This is a genomic window from Streptomyces panaciradicis (assembly GCF_023516615.1).
In the GTDB taxonomy this organism is placed as follows: domain Bacteria; phylum Actinomycetota; class Actinomycetes; order Streptomycetales; family Streptomycetaceae; genus Streptomyces; species Streptomyces panaciradicis.
Map to the genome: position 1 here is coordinate 1 of NZ_JAMGBF010000036.1, position 15,666 is coordinate 15,666.

Consider the following 15,666-nt stretch of genomic DNA (forward strand, 5'->3'; position numbering starts at 1 on the left):
CGCCGCGCGGCCGCGGTACGCGCCGGAGTCCGGGGTGCCCGCGGGGGCGACGGGCGCGCAGGGGCCGTATGCGGGTGGCTCGGGGCCGTACACGCCCGCCGGGTCCTACCGGGCGCCCAATCCCGCCACCAATCCGTACCTTCGGGTGCCGGACGAGGCCAGGGAGCCCGAGGACGCGCGGCCACCCGACCGCCCCGCCACCGGCTCCGGCTCCGGCTCCGGCTCCGGCTCCGGCTCCGGCTCCGGCTCCGGCTCCGGCTCCGGGGAGGGCGTACCGCCGCCCGGCGCCGGGAACCGCGACGTGTACGGCGCTCCCACCGTCGTCCGGCCGCTCGGCAACCCGCCGCCCGGCCGGCAGCCGCCGCGGCCCGGCCGCGGGGACCGTCCCCGGTCGTCGTGGGGCGACGGCCCGCCACCACCGCCTCCGCCGCCACCCGCTCCCCCGCCGGGGAGCCCGAAGAAGGATCACTGAGCACCGCCGCGGGGAGGTCCGGACGTCGCCACCGCGTCGCAAGGTGCCGGTCACCCGCCCGACACCCGATGTTCGGTGTCCGCCAGACGGACCGCGGCGGCGGACGGCACTGGGTGCCGGATACGGTGGGTACACCATGAGCGCTTCGCAGACCTCGCCCTCCGACGTGGCCCCTGACGCCCCCACTCTCCTCGTCAAGATCTTCGGCAAGGACAGGCCGGGCATCACGGCCGGACTCTTCGACACCCTCGCCGCCTACTCCGTCGACGTGGTCGACATCGAGCAGGTCGTCACCCGTGGCCGTCTCACGCTCTGCGCGCTCGTGACGCAGCCGGTGGCCGCCGGACTCGAGGGCGACCTGCGGGCGACCGTCCACAGCTGGGCGGAGTCGATGAAGATGCAGGCGGAGATCATCTCCGGCCACGGCGACAACCGTCCCCGCGGTCTGGGCCGCTCCCTGGTCACCGTCCTCGGTCATCCGCTCACGGCGGAGGCGACCGCCCGGATCGCGGCGAAGATCGCCCACGCCGGCGGCAACATCGACCGTATCTTCCGGCTCGCCAAGTACCCGGTCACGGCCGTCGAGTTCGCGGTCTCCGGCGTCGAGACCGGACCGCTGCGCACGGCCCTGGTGACGGACGCGGCGGCACTGGGTGTCGACGTGGCGGTCGTCGCCGCGGGGCTGCACCGGCGGGCGCAGCGGCTCGTCGTCATGGACGTCGACTCCACCCTCATCCAGGACGAGGTGATCGAGCTCTTCGCCGCGCACGCGGGCTGCGAGGACAAGGTCGCCGAGGTCACCGCGGCCGCGATGCGCGGGGAGCTGGACTTCGAGCAGTCGCTGCACGCGCGCGTGGCGCTGCTGGAGGGCCTGGACGCGTCGGTCGTCGACAAGGTGCGCAGCGAGGTGCGGCTGACACCGGGTGCCCGGACGCTGATCCGCACGCTGAAGCGGCTGGGCTACCAGGTGGGTGTGGTCTCCGGCGGCTTCACCCAGGTCACCGACGATCTCAAGGAGCGGCTCGGGCTGGACTTCGCCCAGGCCAACACGCTGGAGATCGTCGACGGGCGGCTGACCGGCCGGGTCACCGGCGAGATCGTGGACCGCGCGGGCAAGGCGCGGCTGCTGCGCCGGTTCGCCGCTGAGGCGGGCGTGCCGCTCGCCCAGACCGTGGCGATCGGTGACGGCGCCAACGACCTGGACATGCTGAACGCGGCCGGTCTCGGGGTCGCCTTCAACGCCAAGCCGGTCGTCCGGGAGGCGGCGCACACCGCGGTGAACGTGCCGTTCCTGGACACCGTCCTGTATCTGCTGGGCGTCACCCGCGAGGAGGTCGAGGCCGCGGACACCCAGGACGACCGGTAGCCGGCCGGCGCGCGGACCACGCCTCACGCCGTACGCCCGAGGGGCCCGGCACCACCATGGTGCCGGGCCCCTCGGGCGTCCGCGCGGGGTGTCACTCGCTGGGCGCCCAGTAGTCGGTGAGGGTGGCCACGGCCGGCTCCAGGGATTTCCAGGAACCGTCGAAGGTCAGGACGGCGAAGGCGGCGGCCGGGAAGCCTCGGCCGTTCATCCGCTCGCGGGCGTCGCCCTCGGCCGAGCCGGCCAGGATGTCGGCGAGGCCCTGCACGCCCGGGTTGTGACCGATCAGGATGACGTTCTGGGCGTCGTCCGGGGTCTCGTTCAGCAGGGCGATCAGCTCGCCGGGCGAGGCCTCGTAGATCCGCTCCTCATAGACGGTTTTCGGCCGGTGCGGGAACTCGTGGACGGCGAGTTTCCAGGTCTCCCGGGTCCGGGTCGCGGTGGAGCACAGGGCCAGGTCGAAGGTGACGGCGGAGTCGGCCAGCTTGCGTCCGGCGACTGCGGCGTCCATGCGTCCCCGCTCGGCGAGGGGGCGCTCGTGATCGGTCACCTGGGGCCAGTCGGCTTTCGCATGCCGGAAGAGGACGATCCTGCGGGGTTCTGCGACGCTCATGCCACCCAGCTTCGCATGAAACAGGCCAACGGGCGCAGGGAGTTGACCGGCGGCTTCGGGCGTGCTCAGCGGGCCATGAGCTGCTGCACGCGCTCGAAGAGGTGCGTGATCGCCGGGTCGCCGGCCGCCGCCTGCGCGTCCGTCGGGTTCAGCATGAGCGCCAGCAGCACGATGAAGGCGAGGGTGGGCAGGGCGAGGGCCCACCAGGGCAGCCGGATGTCGACGCGGCCCGTGGTCGCCGCGTGGGGCCGGGTGTGCGACTGGGCCGACATGGGTTCCTCCGTGGGTCTTCGGGCCGGTGGTCCGCCGGTCGCGGCCACACTTCGAAGGTACGGAGCCGGGCGCCCTCAACCCATCCGGAGATCCACCCAGTTGACCCTGACACTCACCCCCTAGGGGATGGTGGGGCTAGCACCACCATGGCCCCCGCAGGGGGTGTCAGGGGGAGGCGAGCGTCGCGATGACGGCGATGATCACGAAGATGGCGAAGAACGCGCCGAAGACGATCAGCATCTTCTTCTGGCCGTTCTGGGGGTTCGGATCGAGCACTGGCATACGGCAAGTCTCGCACCCCTCCCCCGCCCGGGGGCCGCCGGGGTGAGGTCAGCGGGCCGCCTCGTCCTCGACCGTGCGGTTCCGGCCCGCCAGCACGCCGACCACCATCTGCGGGATCATCAGCGCGGACATGAGGGCGATCGGCAGGCCCCAGCCGCCGCTGTGCTGGTAGAGCACGCCCACCAGCAGCGGGCCGGGGATGGAGATCAGATACCCGGTGCTCTGCGCGAAGGCCGACAGCTGGGCGACGCCGGCGCCGGTCCTGGCCCGCATGCCGACCATGGTCAGGGCGAGCGGGAAGGCGCAGTTGGAGACGCCGAGCAGCAGGGCCCAGGCCCAGGCGCCGCCGGCCGGCGCGAGGTAGAGGCCGGCGTATCCGGCCAGTCCGCAGACGCCGAGCGCGAGCACGATCGGGCCCTGGTGCGGCAGCCGGGTGGCGACGCGCGGGATGACGAAGGCGAGCGGCACGCCCATCACCATGGTGACCGCCAGCAGCAGTCCCGCGGTGCCGGCGGACACGCCCGCGTCCCGGAAGATCTGCGCCATCCAGCCCATGGTGATGTAGGCGGCGGTGGCCTGGAGGCCGAAGAAGACGGCGAGGGCCCAGGCGGTACGGCTGCGGGTGATGCGCAGCGCGGGCGCCGCGTCGTGGGCGGAGCGCTCCCGCACGCGCCCTTCTTCCCGCGTCGCCGGCTCCTCGGCGGGGGTCGCCTCCCGGCGCCGTACGAACGGGATCCACGGCAGTACGGCCGCCCCGGCGAGCGCCGCCCACACCGCGAGGCCGGTCCGCCAGGAGCCGCCCAGGGCGTCGGTCATGGGGACGGTGATCGCGGCGGCGGACGCGGTGCCCAGGGCGAGGGCCATGGAGTACAGGCCGGTCATGGAGCCGACCCGGTCGGGGAACCAGCGCTTGACGATGACCGGCATCAGGACGTTGCTGACGGCGATGCCCATGAGGGCGAGCGCGCTGGCGGCCAGGAAGCCCGCCGTGCCGCCCGCGTACGGGCGTATCAGCAGGCCGGCGGTGATGGCGAGCATGCCCGCGCACACCACTGCGGCGAGGCCGAAGCGGCGGGCCAGGCGCGCGGCCATGACGCCGAAGACGGCGAAGCAGAGCGGGGGCACGGAGGTGAGCAGTCCGGCGACGCTGCCGCTCATGCCCAGCCCGTCGCGGACCTCCTTCAGGAGCGCGCCGAGGCTGGTGATGGCGGGGCGGAGGTTCAGCGCGGTCAGCACGATGCCGATCAGGAGCAGTCGTGTCGTCCACGCGTGCGTGGCGGGTCGCGGTGGCTCCTGGGCGGCCGGGCCGCGAACCGCCGTGGACGTCGTCGTGCTGGTTTCCTCACGTGCCATGAGACCCATCATAGAATCATGGGATGATTGGTTGTCCATGCCCGGGTCCGCCGTACCCGGCCGCCGCGTGCGAAGGTGTGCCATGCCCCTGAGCCATCCCCGTCGTTCGGCCCTGTCCGAGCAGGTCATCGCCGCGCTGCGGAACCAGATCACCTCCGGCGAGTGGCCGGTGGGCTCGCGCATCCCGACGGAGCCGGAGCTGGTCGAGCAGCTCGGCGTCGCCCGCAACACGGTCCGCGAGGCCGTCCGCGCCCTCGCGCACAACGGCCTGCTGGACATCCGCCAGGGCTCGGGGACCTACGTCGTCGCCACCAGCGAGCTGGCCGGCGTGATGCACCGCCGGTTCGCCGACGCCGACCCCCGGCACATCGCCGAGCTGCGCTCCACGCTGGAGTCCTCCGCGGCGCGGCTGGCCGCCCGGCGGCGCACGGAGAAGGACCTCAAGCAGCTCGACGCGCTGCTGGTGCGGCGCGAGGAGGCGTGGGCGTCGGGCGACACGGAGGCGTTCGTGACGGCCGACTCCACCTTCCACCTCGCGGTGGTCTCCGCGTCCCACAACGACGTGATGACCGAGATGTACGCCGACCTCGGCGAGGTGCTGCGGGACTGGCTGCGCGAGGACGTCGGCGAGGAGCTGACGCCGGAGACGTACATGGACCACACGCGGCTGGTCGACGCGATCCGCGCGGGCGACGCCGAGGCGGCGGGCACGGAGGCGGCGAGCTATCCGTTCCTGTGCCGTCCCGGGCGGTTCAGCCCTTCTGGTGACTGACCCACGCCGTGCGCACGTCCTCCCAGCAGCGCCCGGTGAGCCGTACGGTCAGCGCCGGCGGGACGTCGACGAGGGTGCCGTCGCTGTCGATGTCCCACCACTGGTCGCACTCGATGTGCAGGCTGACGCGGTCGGTCTCGGGATAGGGGTTGTGGCAGTAGGCGGTCACATGGGAGCCGGTGACCCTGGTGCGGCACTCGGCCCCGAAGGGCTCGGCGGAGGCGGCTCTCGGCACGCGCGCGTGCGGCACCGCCTCGAACGGCAGGGACATCACGAGAGCGACGGCGGCGGTCACTGAGGCCAGGCTGCGGGACAGGCGCACAACGGGGACCTCCTCGGCCGGGCTGGGGAGGGAGCGTGTGGTGAACGCCCCTCCAGCGTGCCCGGTCACCGGCCGCCGGCGCCCGGCCGGATAGGCCGAACGGGCGACGCCCCGCTGCCTTGCGGAAGCGGGGCGTCGAGAGAACGCGGGCGGTCAGGCGCCGATGGCGTGCAGACCGCCGTCCACGTGGATGATCTCGCCGGTCGTCTTCGGGAACCAGTCGCTCAGCAGGGCGACGATGCCCTTGCCGGCCGGCTCCGGGTCCTTCAGGTCCCACTCCAGCGGGGAACGGCTGTCCCAGACGGCGGCCAGGTCGCTGAAGCCCGGGATGGACTTGGCGGCCATGGAGCCGATCGGGCCCGCGGAGATCAGGTTGCAGCGGATGTTCTGCTTGCCCAGGTCGCGGGCGATGTAGCGGCTGGTGGCCTCCAGGGCGGCCTTCGCCGGGCCCATCCAGTCGTACTGCGGCCACGCGTACTGCGCGTCGAAGGTCAGGCCGACGACCGAGCCGCCGTTCTGCATCAGCGGCAGGCAGGCCATGGTCAGCGACTTCAGGGAGTACGCCGAGACGTGCATGGCCGTGGCGACCGACTCGAACGGCGTGTTGAGGAAGTTGCCGCCGAGCGCGTCCTGCGGCGCGAAGCCGACGGAGTGCACGACGCCGTCGAGGCCGCCGAGCTCCTCGCCGACCACGTCGGCCAGACGGCCCAGGTGCTCGTCGTTGGTGACGTCGAGCTCGATGACCTTGGTGGGCTTGGGGAGCTTCCTGGCGATGCGCTCGGTCAGCGTGGGCCGCGGGAACGCGGTCAGGATGATCTCGGCGCCCTGCTCCTGGGCCAGCTTGGCGGCGTGGAAGGCGATGGAGGACTCCATCAGCACACCGGTGATCAGGACGCGCTTGCCCTCGAGGATTCCGCTCATGGTGTTCAGTGACCCATTCCCAGTCCGCCGTCAACGGGGATGACGGCTCCAGTGATGTACGAGGCGTCGTCCGAGGCGAGGAACCGCACCGTCGCGGCGACCTCCTCGGGCTGTGCGTAACGGCCGAGCGGCACCTGGGACACGATGTTCTCGCGCTGCTCGTCGGTGAGCGCCTTGGTCATGTCGGTGTCGACGAAGCCGGGCGCGACGACGTTGAAGGTGATGTTGCGCGAGCCCAGCTCACGGGCGAGGGAGCGCGCGAAGCCGACCAGTCCGGCCTTGGAGGCGGCGTAGTTGGCCTGGCCGGGGCCGCCGAACAGGCCGACGACCGAGGAGATCAGGACCACGCGGCCCTTCTTGGCGCGCAGCATGGCGCGGTTGGCCCGCTTGACCACGCGGAAGGTGCCGGTGAGGTTGGTGTCGAGGACGGACGTGAAGTCCTCCTCCGACATGCGCATCAGGAGCTGGTCCTTGGTGATGCCGGCGTTGGCGATCAGGACCTCGACGGGGCCGTGGGCGTCCTCGATCTCCTTGTAGGCCTGCTCCACCTGCTCGGTGTCGGTGATGTCGCACTTGACGGCCAGGAAGCCGGCCGGCGGCTCACCCGAACGGTATGTGATCGCGACCTTGTCGCCGGCATCGGCGAACGCGCGGGCGATGGCGAGGCCGATGCCCCGGTTGCCTCCGGTGACGAGAACCGAGCGGCTCAACGGATCACCCTTTCGATAGGGGTCTGACACATCCGCCCGGACAGCTGGACGACAGGCGGCTTCCCTCGAAAACCTATCGGGCCGGGCCCTCCCGCGGACAATCGGGCACCGACAGTGGCTCGGGGGACTCGCTGTCGGGTCCCTACAGAAAGTCGCCGGGCACGCCCGCAAACGTGTGGTCCGCCACCCGGTCGTCGCGACATGATCGGGGGCAACCGCCGGTCACTGTCGGGTCAACAGGAAGAGACGCAGGTGCCTCATACCATCGACGAAGCCTTCACGGCACTCCCGCTACGCGCCCTCGCGGACGCCGCGCTCGCCCGCGCGCGTGCGCTGGGAGCCGAGCACGCGGACTTCCGCCTGGAACGGGTGCGCAGCGCTTCCTGGCGCCTGCGGGACGCCAAGCCCGCCGGGTCGTCGGACACCACCGACCTCGGGTACGCGGTGCGCGTCGTGCACGGCGGTACCTGGGGCTTCGCCTCGGGCGTCGACCTGACCCTGGACGCCGCGGCCAAGGTCGCCTCGCAGGCGGTGGCGATGGCGAAGCTGTCCGCTCAGGTGATCAAGGCCGCGGGTTCCGACGAGAGGGTGGAGCTCGCCGACGAGCCCGTGCACGCCGACCGGACGTGGGTGTCGTCGTACGAGATCGACCCGTTCTCGGTGCCGGACAAGGAGAAGTCGGCGCTGCTGGCCGACTGGAGCGCGCGGCTGCTCGCCGCGAACGGCGTCAACCACGTCGACGCCTCCCTGCTCACCGTGCACGAGAACAAGTTCTACGCCGACACGGCCGGGACCGCGACGACGCAGCAGCGCGTCCGGCTGCACCCGTCCCTGACGGCCGTGTCGGTCGACGAGTCGAGCGGCGAGTTCGACTCGATGCGGACCGTCGCGCCGCCCGTCGGACGGGGCTGGGAGTACCTGACCGGCACCGGCTGGGACTGGGACGGGGAATTGGAGCAGATTCCGGAGCTGCTCGCCGAGAAGATGCGGGCGCCGAGCGTCGAGGCGGGCCTGTACGACCTGGTCGTCGACCCGTCCAACCTGTGGCTGACCATCCACGAGTCCATCGGCCACGCCACCGAGCTGGACCGCGCGCTCGGCTACGAGGCCGCCTACGCCGGCACCTCCTTCGCCACCTTCGACCAGCTCGGCAAGCTGCGCTACGGCTCCGAGCTGATGAACGTCACCGGCGACCGCACCGCCGAGCACGGTCTCGCGACGATCGGCTACGACGACGAGGGCGTCGAGGGCCAGTCCTGGGACCTGGTCAAGGACGGCACGCTCGTCGGCTACCAGCTCGACCGCCGCATCGCGAAGCTGACGGGCTTCGAGCGCTCCAACGGCTGCGCCTTCGCGGACTCCCCCGCACACGTGCCCGTGCAGCGCATGGCCAACGTCTCGCTCCAGCCGGACCCGGCCGGGATGTCCACGGAGGACCTGATCGGCGGGGTCGACCGCGGGATCTACGTCGTCGGGGACCGCTCCTGGTCCATCGACATGCAGCGCTACAACTTCCAGTTCACCGGCCAGCGGTTCTTCCGGATCGAGAACGGGCGGATCACCGGGCAGCTGCGGGACGTCGCCTACCAGGCGACGACCACCGACTTCTGGGGCTCGATGGCCGCGGTGGGCGGCCCGCAGACCTATGTCCTGGGCGGCGCCTTCAACTGCGGCAAGGCCCAGCCGGGCCAGGTCGCCGCCGTCTCCCACGGCTGCCCCTCGGCGCTCTTCCGGGGCGTCAACATCCTCAACACCACGCAGGAGGCCGGTCGATGAGCGCCCGCAGCAGCAAGCCGCACGAGATCGTCGAGCGGGCGCTGGAGCTGTCCACCGCCGACGGCTGTGTCGTCATCGCCGACGAGCAGTCCACCGCCAACCTGCGCTGGGCGGGCAACGCGCTCACCACGAACGGTGTGACCAGGGGCCGTACGCTCACCGTGATCGCGACCGTCGGCGGCAAGGAGGGCACGGCCTCCGGTGTCGTCTCGCGCTCGGCCGTCACCGTCGAGGAGCTGGAGCCGCTGGTGCGGGCCGCGGAGGCCGCCGCGCGCGCCGCGGGCCCGGCCGAGGACGCGCAGCCGCTCGTCACGGACGTGCCGGCCTCCCCGGACTTCACCGACGCGCCCGCGGAGACCGGCTCCGCCGTGTTCGCCGACTTCGCACCGGCGCTCGGCGAGGCCTTCGCCCGCGCGCGTGCGGGCGGACGCGAGCTGTACGGCTTCGCCAACCACGAGCTGGTGTCGACCTACGTGGGGACGTCGACGGGGCTGCGTCTGCGCCACGACCAGCCCAACGGCACGCTGGAGATCAACGCCAAGTCGCCCGACCGCAAGCGCTCGGCGTGGGCCGGGCGGTCCACGCGGGACTTCAAGGACGTCGACCCGGCGGCGCTGGACGCCGAGCTCGCCGTACGCCTCGGCTGGGCCGAGCGGCGGATCGCGCTGCCCGCCGGGCGGTACGAGACGCTGCTGCCGCCGACCGCCGTGGCCGACCTGCTGATCTACCAGCTGTGGTCCGCCTCGGGCCGGGACGCGGTCGAGGGGCGCACGGTGTTCTCCAAGCCCGGCGGCGGCACGCGCGTGGGCGACCGGCTCAGCGAGCTGCCGCTGACGCTGCGCAGCGACCCGAACGAGCCCGGCCTGGAGTCGGCGCCCTTCGTGATCGCCCACTCCTCCGGCGGCGACCAGTCGGTGTTCGACAACGGCCTGCCGCTCACGGCGACCGACTGGGTGCGCGAGGGAGTGCTGACGAACCTCGCCACCACCCGGCACAGCGCCGGTCTGACCGGACTGCCGGTGGCCCCGGCGATCGAGAACCTGATCCTGACCGGCGGCGAGGACCGCTCCCTGGAGGAGATGGTCGCGAACACCGAACGCGGGCTGCTGCTGACCTGCCTGTGGTACATCCGCGAGGTCGATCCGGCCACGCTGCTGCTGACCGGCCTGACCAGGGACGGCGTCTACCTCGTGGAGAACGGCGAGGTGACCGGTGAGGTGAACAACTTCCGCTTCAACGAGTCGCCGGTGGACCTGCTGGGCCGGGCCACCGAGGCCGGGCGTACGGAAAAGACGCTGCCCAGGGAGTGGAGCGACTGGTTCACTAGGACCGCGATGCCCGCCCTGCGGGTGCCCGACTTCAACATGAGCTCTGTCAGCCAGGGCGTATAACCTCGTAGGCGGCTGTCAGCCGACTGCCCGAGGATCATCCAAGGAGATACGAGAACCGTGACGGACATCGTCGACGAGCTGAAGTGGCGTGGGCTGTGGGCCCTGTCCACTGACGAGGACGCTTTGCGCAAGGCGCTCGCGGACGGTCCCGTCACGTTCTATTGCGGTTTCGACCCGACCGCGGCCAGTCTGCACGTCGGTCACCTGGTGCAGGTCCTCACCATGCGCCGGCTCCAGCGGGCCGGACTGCGCCCGCTGGCGCTGGTGGGCGGGGCGACCGGCCAGATCGGCGACCCGCGGCCCACGGCGGAGCGCACGCTGAACGACCCGGAGACGGTCGCGAACTGGGTGACCCGGCTGCGCGCGCAGATCGAGCCGTTCCTGTCCTTCGAGGGCGCGAACGCCGCGGTGATGGTGAACAACCTGGACTGGACGGCCGGCATGTCGGCCATCGAGTTCCTGCGGGACATCGGCAAGCACTTCCGCGTCAACAAGATGCTGACCAAGGACTCCGTCGCCCGGCGGCTGGAGTCGCAGGAGGGCATCAGCTACACGGAGTTCAGCTACCAGCTGCTCCAGGGCATGGACTTCCTGGAGCTGTACCGGCGCTACGGCTGCACGCTCCAGCAGGGCGGCAGCGACCAGTGGGGCAACCTCACCGCGGGCCTCGACCTCATCCACCGGCTGGAGCCCGAGGCCGAGGTGCACTGCCTCGCGACACCGCTCATGGTCAAGGCGGACGGCACCAAGTTCGGCAAGACCGAGGGCGGCGCCATCTGGCTCGACGCCGAGATGACCACGCCGTACGCGTTCTACCAGTTCTGGCTGAATGTCGACGACCGGGACATCTCCACGTACATGCGCATCCTGTCCTTCCGATCCCGTGAGGAGCTGGAGGAGCTGGAGAAGCAGACCGAGGAGCGCCCGCAGGCCCGCGCCGCCCAGCGCGCGCTGGCCGAGGAGCTGACGACCCTGGTGCACGGGACCGACCAGACGGCCGCGGTGATCGCCGCGTCCAAGGCGCTGTTCGGGCAGGGCGAGCTGGCGGACCTGGACGACAGGACGCTGGCCGCGGCGCTGTCCGAGGTCCCGCACGTCCAGGTCACCGAGCTGGGCCCGGTCGTCGACCTGTTCGCCGAGGTCGGCCTGGTGGCCAGCAAGTCGGCCGCGCGACGGACGGTGAAGGAGGGCGGCGCGTACGTGAACAACGTCAAGGTCGCCTCCGAGGACGCCGTGCCCGACAAGGAGGACCTGCTGCACGGTCGGTGGCTGGTGCTGCGCCGGGGCAAGAAGAACCTGGCGGCGGTCGAGGTCGCGTCCGCCTAGACGCACGTCGAAAGGGGCCGGCTCCGATGGGAGCCGGCCCCTTTCCCGTGCTCAGGCGGTCTGCTTCTGCTTGCCCAGGGTCGCCATGTACAGCATGTCGACCACGAAGACGATGACGATCGCGGCGACGAGCTGGAAGGCGTGCCGGCTCCAGTCGATGCCCGAGGTCGACTCCACTCCGAACGCCCTCGCGATCGCGTTGCCGACGATGGCGCCGAGCATGCCGCAGATGGTGGTCAGCCAGAGGGGGCTGTGCTGCTTGCCCGGGATGATCGCCTTGGCGATCAGACCGAGCACGAATCCCACGATGATCGCCCACAACCAGCCCATGGCTGCCTCCTTGTACGGCTCGACGCGAGCATTACGACAAGCCTCGGGCGGTACGCCGTACGGCGCATGTCGGGTACGGCCGTACGTGCTCCGGACGAGGGCGTTCGCCCAGCGTGGAGGGGACCCGGTCTCGTAGGCGGCGCAGGCGCGGCGTACCGTGGAAGCAGTCCGGATCCCCACCCCGGCCGGGGTGGACCGGACACGGGGACAGGCAGGGCCGATGCGGGCGGATGGTGGAATGTGATGCGAAAGCAGCACGGCGGCGGCAACGGCCAGGTGTTCCGGATCACCGGCGCCCGGACGGGCCTGCAGGAGGACGTGCGCGGGCGGCAGCGCCGGTACGTCATCTCCATGTCGATCCGTACGGTCTCGGTCATCCTCGCGGCCTCGCTGTGGAACGTGGAACGGCCGGTCGCGATCGTGGCGTTGGTGCTCGGCGCGGTCCTGCCGTACATCGCGGTGGTGGTCGCGAACGCCGGGCGGGAGAACGCGCCGAGTCTGCCGTCGACGTTCGTCTCGGTGCCGATGCGCCCGATGATCGCGCCGTCGCGGACGAACGACGGTTTCACGGAACCGGCTCCGGAAGATGTCGCGGCGGAGCCAGCGGCGGGCGCACGAAGCGAGCCGCACGACCCGGCGTGACCCGCACCGGGGCGTGACAAACGGAAGGCGTCTTCGCGCCAAGCTCAAGAAATGCTCAGATCAATCATGTTGTTCAGGTGCCGGGCGACGGGTGACCCGTGACATACTTCGTAGGCGCTCCGCATCCCCCGTCGGAGCGACGGACCGACGCCGGGCAGCTCCCCCCGTGGCTGCTCGGCGTCGCCTTGTTTGCAGCGGTTGTGAGACATACCTGTGAGTGACACCCCCATCTGCTCCGCCAAGGGCTGCCGTGCCGACGCCGTGTGGGTGCTGGCGTGGAACAACCCGAAGATCCATACGCCGGAGCGCCGCAAGACCTGGCTCGCCTGCGACGAGCACCGCGAGCACCTGTCGCAGTTCCTCGGGGTGCGGGGGATGCTCAAGGACGTCGTGACCCTCGCGGAGTGGGAGTCCACGAGGGCCGCCGACCCCCCGGGCACGGACGGGGTCCGCGACCGCTGACGCCGGTGCCGTCGCCCTTCCCTCAGTCGGCCGACGGCCCCCCGGACGACTCGCGTACGACCAGCCGGGTCGGCAGGACGACGTGCCGGCGCGGGGTTCGCGGGTCGTCGATCTCCTCCAGGAGCAGCCGCGCGATGGTGCTGCCGATCTTCTCGACGGGCTGGCTGACGCTGGTCAGCGGGGGGTTGCTGTGCCGGGCGAGGATCGAGTCGTCGAACCCGACCACGGCCACGTCGTCGGGGACCCGGCGCCCCGACCGGCGCAGCTCCAGCAGCGCGCCGACCGCCATGACGTCGGAGGCGGCGAACACGGCGTCCAGATCCGGGAGTTGTTCGAGAAGTGAACGCATCGCGGCCCGTCCGCCGTCCTCGGTGAAGTCGCCCCTGGCGACCAGCTCGGGACCGGCCGGCAGGCCCGCCCGCTCCAGCGCCTCCCGCCATCCCTGAAGCCTGCTGCGGGCCACGTCCATGTCCAGCGGTCCGGTGATGGTGGCCACTTTCGTACGCCCCTGGTCCAGCAGGTGCCGGACCGCCGCCGCGGCCCCGCCCTCGTTGTCCGAGTGGACGTGGCTCAGCGGCTCCTGCCGGCCGCGCCGGCCGGCGAGCACGGTGGGCAGGCCCATCTCCTCCAGCATGCCCGGCAGCGGATCGTGCTCGTGGACGGAGACGAGGAGCACCCCGTCGACCCGCCGCTCCGCCACCGACGCGGTGAGCTGGTCGCGTTCGCCCTGGTCGCGGACCAGCATGAGCTGGAGCTGGGTGCGGGTCTCCGCGAGGACCGTGCTCACGCCGCGGATGACGGCCGAGAAGTACGGTTCCGAGCCGAGCCGGCTCTCGGACTCCGGGATGACGAGCGCCACGGAGTTGGTCTTGCTGGTGACCAGGCCGCGGGCCACGGAGTTGGGGACGTAGTTCAGTTCGGCGATGGCGGCCAGAACGGCGGCCTTCGCCTTGTCGCTGACGAGTTCCGAGCCGTTGATGACTCGTGAAACCGTGGTCCGCCCGACACCGGCGCGTGCGGCGACGGTCTTGATCGTCGGCCGCTGCCTCTCCCCCATGGCCCCTCCTTGCCTGCCGCGCCGCCGGACGCGTGCCACCTGCGCATTGTGCCAGAGGCGTGCGGGCGCCGATCCGACCGGCCGGGGGGCCGCCGCGACATCGCCCCGTAACCGACCGCGTTCACCTTCTTGACATGACGACGGCCGCACGGTCAGTCTTCACCCACCTTGGTGGGCACGTTCCCACCAACGTTTGGGAACGTACCCACCAGACTAATCCGGACAAATAGCCGTCCTGTTTCGACTGGTGTCCCGGTGCGTCGGCAGCCACGGCTAGGGAGACGGAAATGAGCAGCACCCGCACGAAGTTGCGTACAAGAATCGCGGCCGCGATATCGGCCGCGACGGTCCTCGGGCTGGTCGCGGGCTGCGGTTCGGGCGGTGGCTCCGGCACCGGCGGAGGCCACGAGAACGGCAAGACCGTGATCACCATGGGTCTCTTCGGCGTCATGGGCTTCAAGGAGACCGGTCTGCTGGAGAAGTACATGAAGCTGCACCCGGACGTCGTCATCAAGGCGGACGTCGCCGGCGACGAGCAGACGTACTACACCGCTCTGCAGACCCATCTCGCCGCAGGCAGCGGCCTGAAGGACATCCAGGGCATCGAGGTGGGCCGCGCCAAGGAACTGGTCGACACCCAGAAGGACAAGTTCGCCGACCTCTCGGACGTCCCCGGCACCGCCCACTTCCTGCCCTGGAAGCTCAGCCAGGTCACCGCCCCCGACAAGAAGGTCATCGGGCTCGGCACGGACATCGGCCCGATGGCGGTCTGCTACCGCAAGGACTTCTTCGAGAAGGCCGGGCTGCCCACCGACCGGGACCAGGTGGCCAAGCTGTGGGCGGGCGACTGGTCGAAGTACGTCGCCGTGGGCAAGCAGTTCAAGGCCGGCCTCAAGGGCTCCAAGGCCGCCTACATGGACAGCTCCAGCGGCCTGTTCAACGCCATGATCTACGGCAACTCCGAGCAGTTCTACGACAAGAGCGGCAAGCTGATCTACGCGAAGAACCCGGTCGTCAAGGACGCCTGGAAGCTCGCCTCACAGGCCGCGACCTCGGGGCTCACCGCGAAGCTCCGGCAGTTCCAGCCGGGCTGGGACCCCGGTCTGGCGAACAGCACCTTCGCCACCACGGTCTGTCCGGCGTGGATGCTCGCCCACATCAGCGAGAAGGCCGGGCCCGCGAACAAGGGCAAGTGGGACGTCGCCAAGGCGCCGAAGGGCGCGAACTGGGGCGGCTCCTTCCTCGGCGTCATGGAGAAGAGCCCGGTCAAGAAGGAGGCGAAGGAGCTCGTCGCCTGGCTCACCGCTCCCGAGCAGCAGTCCTACCTCTTCGAGAAGATCGGCAACTTCCCGTCGTCGGCGACGGCGCTGAAGTCGCCCGCGGTGACCGGGGCGAAGTCGGAGTACTTCAGCGGCGCGCCCATCGGCAAGATCTTCGGTGAGGCCGCCACGGAGATCCCCGACGAGCAGGTGCTCGGCCGCAAGGACGGCACGATCAAGGACATCTTCTCGCAGGGCCTGACGCTGATCGAGTCGCAGGGCAAGAGCCCCGACGACGCCTGGAAGACCACGGACGAGCGCATCAAGAAGGCCACCGGCTGA

At 71.1% G+C, this 15,666-nt stretch carries 17 protein-coding genes and 1 pseudogene; 9 read left to right on the top strand and 9 right to left on the bottom strand.

Features of this window, described 5'->3' with window-relative positions:
- Together M8J74_RS14475 and serB are read left to right on the top strand one after the other, a co-directional pair.
- Positions 1 to 472: pseudogene (locus tag M8J74_RS14475) on the top strand (streptophobe family protein); the annotation flags it as partial.
- 136 nt (positions 473 to 608) lie between these two features.
- Positions 609 to 1,838, top strand: coding sequence for a phosphoserine phosphatase SerB (gene serB, locus M8J74_RS14480; RefSeq protein ID WP_249836790.1), 1,230 nt, complete (start codon positions 609 to 611; stop codon positions 1,836 to 1,838).
- Between the two features lie 91 nt (positions 1,839 to 1,929).
- Here the strand turns inward: serB and M8J74_RS14485 are convergent, their stop codons facing one another.
- From M8J74_RS14485 to M8J74_RS14495, 4 genes are all read right to left on the bottom strand, one after another.
- Positions 1,930 to 2,448, bottom strand: coding sequence for a SixA phosphatase family protein (locus M8J74_RS14485; protein ID WP_249836791.1), 519 nt, complete (start codon positions 2,446 to 2,448; stop codon positions 1,930 to 1,932).
- 65 nt (positions 2,449 to 2,513) lie between these two features.
- The gene (locus M8J74_RS14490) at positions 2,514 to 2,720 is read right to left on the bottom strand and encodes a hypothetical protein (protein ID WP_058926163.1); all 207 of its coding nucleotides are present in this window, start codon (positions 2,718 to 2,720) and stop codon (positions 2,514 to 2,516) included.
- 166 nt (positions 2,721 to 2,886) lie between these two features.
- On the bottom strand, positions 2,887 to 3,003 hold the full coding sequence (locus M8J74_RS44505; RefSeq protein WP_107416183.1) for an SGM_5486 family transporter-associated protein: 117 nt from the start codon (positions 3,001 to 3,003) through the stop codon (positions 2,887 to 2,889).
- A gap of 48 nt (positions 3,004 to 3,051) precedes the next feature.
- A complete protein-coding gene (locus M8J74_RS14495) occupies positions 3,052 to 4,356 on the bottom strand; it encodes a CynX/NimT family MFS transporter (protein ID WP_249836792.1) in 1,305 nt (434 codons plus the stop codon).
- A gap of 82 nt (positions 4,357 to 4,438) precedes the next feature.
- Between M8J74_RS14495 and M8J74_RS14500 the strand changes: the two genes are divergently transcribed.
- Positions 4,439 to 5,128, top strand: coding sequence for a FadR/GntR family transcriptional regulator (locus M8J74_RS14500; RefSeq protein WP_058926161.1), 690 nt, complete (start codon positions 4,439 to 4,441; stop codon positions 5,126 to 5,128).
- On the opposite strand, the gene M8J74_RS14505 is transcribed toward M8J74_RS14500, so the two are convergent.
- The 3 genes from M8J74_RS14505 to fabG all read right to left on the bottom strand — a co-directional run bounded on the left by M8J74_RS14505 (position 5,109) and on the right by fabG (position 7,081).
- The gene (locus tag M8J74_RS14505; RefSeq protein ID WP_249836793.1) at positions 5,109 to 5,450 is read right to left on the bottom strand and encodes a hypothetical protein; all 342 of its coding nucleotides are present in this window, start codon (positions 5,448 to 5,450) and stop codon (positions 5,109 to 5,111) included. The two genes, M8J74_RS14500 and M8J74_RS14505, sit on opposite strands and share 20 nt — an antisense overlap.
- A 153-nt stretch (positions 5,451 to 5,603) precedes the next feature.
- Positions 5,604 to 6,371 (bottom strand): enoyl-ACP reductase FabI, encoded by a 768-nt coding sequence (gene fabI / locus M8J74_RS14510; RefSeq protein WP_249836794.1) that lies wholly within the window; start codon positions 6,369 to 6,371, stop codon positions 5,604 to 5,606.
- 5 nt (positions 6,372 to 6,376) lie between these two features.
- Positions 6,377 to 7,081: a 3-oxoacyl-[acyl-carrier-protein] reductase gene (fabG, locus tag M8J74_RS14515; protein WP_058926158.1), complete on the bottom strand. Its 705-nt coding sequence runs from the start codon at positions 7,079 to 7,081 to the stop codon at positions 6,377 to 6,379.
- Between the two features lie 252 nt (positions 7,082 to 7,333).
- Between fabG and M8J74_RS14520 the strand changes: the two genes are divergently transcribed.
- The 3 genes from M8J74_RS14520 to tyrS are packed head-to-tail and all read left to right on the top strand — an operon-like array spanning position 7,334 to position 11,574.
- Complete coding sequence (locus M8J74_RS14520; protein WP_249836795.1) at positions 7,334 to 8,857, top strand: TldD/PmbA family protein; 1,524 nt, start codon at positions 7,334 to 7,336, stop codon at positions 8,855 to 8,857.
- Positions 8,854 to 10,248 (top strand): metallopeptidase TldD-related protein, encoded by a 1,395-nt coding sequence (locus tag M8J74_RS14525; RefSeq protein ID WP_249836796.1) that lies wholly within the window; start codon positions 8,854 to 8,856, stop codon positions 10,246 to 10,248. The genes M8J74_RS14520 and M8J74_RS14525 overlap by 4 nt, the downstream gene beginning before the upstream one ends.
- 57 nt (positions 10,249 to 10,305) lie before the next feature.
- Positions 10,306 to 11,574 (top strand): tyrosine--tRNA ligase, encoded by a 1,269-nt coding sequence (tyrS, locus tag M8J74_RS14530; RefSeq protein ID WP_249836797.1) that lies wholly within the window; start codon positions 10,306 to 10,308, stop codon positions 11,572 to 11,574.
- 51 nt (positions 11,575 to 11,625) lie between these two features.
- Here the strand turns inward: tyrS and M8J74_RS14535 are convergent, their stop codons facing one another.
- Entirely contained in the window at positions 11,626 to 11,904 is a 279-nt protein-coding gene (locus M8J74_RS14535) for a GlsB/YeaQ/YmgE family stress response membrane protein (protein WP_249836798.1), read from the bottom strand.
- Positions 11,905 to 12,147: 243 nt separating this feature from the next.
- Here M8J74_RS14535 and M8J74_RS14540 point away from each other — a divergent pair, with 243 nt between their 5' ends.
- Positions 12,148 to 12,546, top strand: a complete 399-nt coding sequence (locus M8J74_RS14540; protein ID WP_058926153.1) for a DUF3099 domain-containing protein — start codon at positions 12,148 to 12,150, stop codon at positions 12,544 to 12,546.
- A 213-nt stretch (positions 12,547 to 12,759) separates the two neighbouring features.
- On the top strand, positions 12,760 to 13,008 hold the full coding sequence (locus M8J74_RS14545) for a hypothetical protein (RefSeq protein ID WP_249836799.1): 249 nt from the start codon (positions 12,760 to 12,762) through the stop codon (positions 13,006 to 13,008).
- A 22-nt stretch (positions 13,009 to 13,030) separates the two neighbouring features.
- On the opposite strand, the gene M8J74_RS14550 is transcribed toward M8J74_RS14545, so the two are convergent.
- Entirely contained in the window at positions 13,031 to 14,065 is a 1,035-nt protein-coding gene (locus M8J74_RS14550; protein WP_249836800.1) for a LacI family DNA-binding transcriptional regulator, read from the bottom strand.
- A gap of 287 nt (positions 14,066 to 14,352) precedes the next feature.
- On the opposite strand from M8J74_RS14550, the gene M8J74_RS14555 reads away from it, so the two are divergent.
- Positions 14,353 to 15,666, top strand: coding sequence for an ABC transporter substrate-binding protein (locus M8J74_RS14555; protein WP_249836801.1), 1,314 nt, complete (start codon positions 14,353 to 14,355; stop codon positions 15,664 to 15,666).

What these genes read in the sequence shown, in the direction of transcription:
- serB (WP_249836790.1), top strand. Translation starts at nt 609, where the DNA reads ATGAGCGCTTCGCAGACCTCGCCCTCCGACGTGGCCCCTGACGCCCCC.
- M8J74_RS14485 (WP_249836791.1), bottom strand. Translation starts at nt 2,448, where the DNA reads ATGAGCGTCGCAGAACCCCGCAGGATCGTCCTCTTCCGGCATGCGAAA.
- M8J74_RS14490 (WP_058926163.1), bottom strand. Translation starts at nt 2,720, where the DNA reads ATGTCGGCCCAGTCGCACACCCGGCCCCACGCGGCGACCACGGGCCGC.
- M8J74_RS44505 (WP_107416183.1), bottom strand. Translation starts at nt 3,003, where the DNA reads ATGCCAGTGCTCGATCCGAACCCCCAGAACGGCCAGAAGAAGATGCTG.
- M8J74_RS14495 (WP_249836792.1), bottom strand. Translation starts at nt 4,356, where the DNA reads ATGGCACGTGAGGAAACCAGCACGACGACGTCCACGGCGGTTCGCGGC.
- M8J74_RS14500 (WP_058926161.1), top strand. Translation starts at nt 4,439, where the DNA reads ATGCCCCTGAGCCATCCCCGTCGTTCGGCCCTGTCCGAGCAGGTCATC.
- fabI (WP_249836794.1), bottom strand. Translation starts at nt 6,371, where the DNA reads ATGAGCGGAATCCTCGAGGGCAAGCGCGTCCTGATCACCGGTGTGCTG.
- M8J74_RS14525 (WP_249836796.1), top strand. Translation starts at nt 8,854, where the DNA reads ATGAGCGCCCGCAGCAGCAAGCCGCACGAGATCGTCGAGCGGGCGCTG.
- M8J74_RS14535 (WP_249836798.1), bottom strand. Translation starts at nt 11,904, where the DNA reads ATGGGCTGGTTGTGGGCGATCATCGTGGGATTCGTGCTCGGTCTGATC.
- M8J74_RS14540 (WP_058926153.1), top strand. Translation starts at nt 12,148, where the DNA reads ATGCGAAAGCAGCACGGCGGCGGCAACGGCCAGGTGTTCCGGATCACC.
- M8J74_RS14550 (WP_249836800.1), bottom strand. Translation starts at nt 14,065, where the DNA reads ATGGGGGAGAGGCAGCGGCCGACGATCAAGACCGTCGCCGCACGCGCC.
- M8J74_RS14555 (WP_249836801.1), top strand. Translation starts at nt 14,353, where the DNA reads ATGAGCAGCACCCGCACGAAGTTGCGTACAAGAATCGCGGCCGCGATA.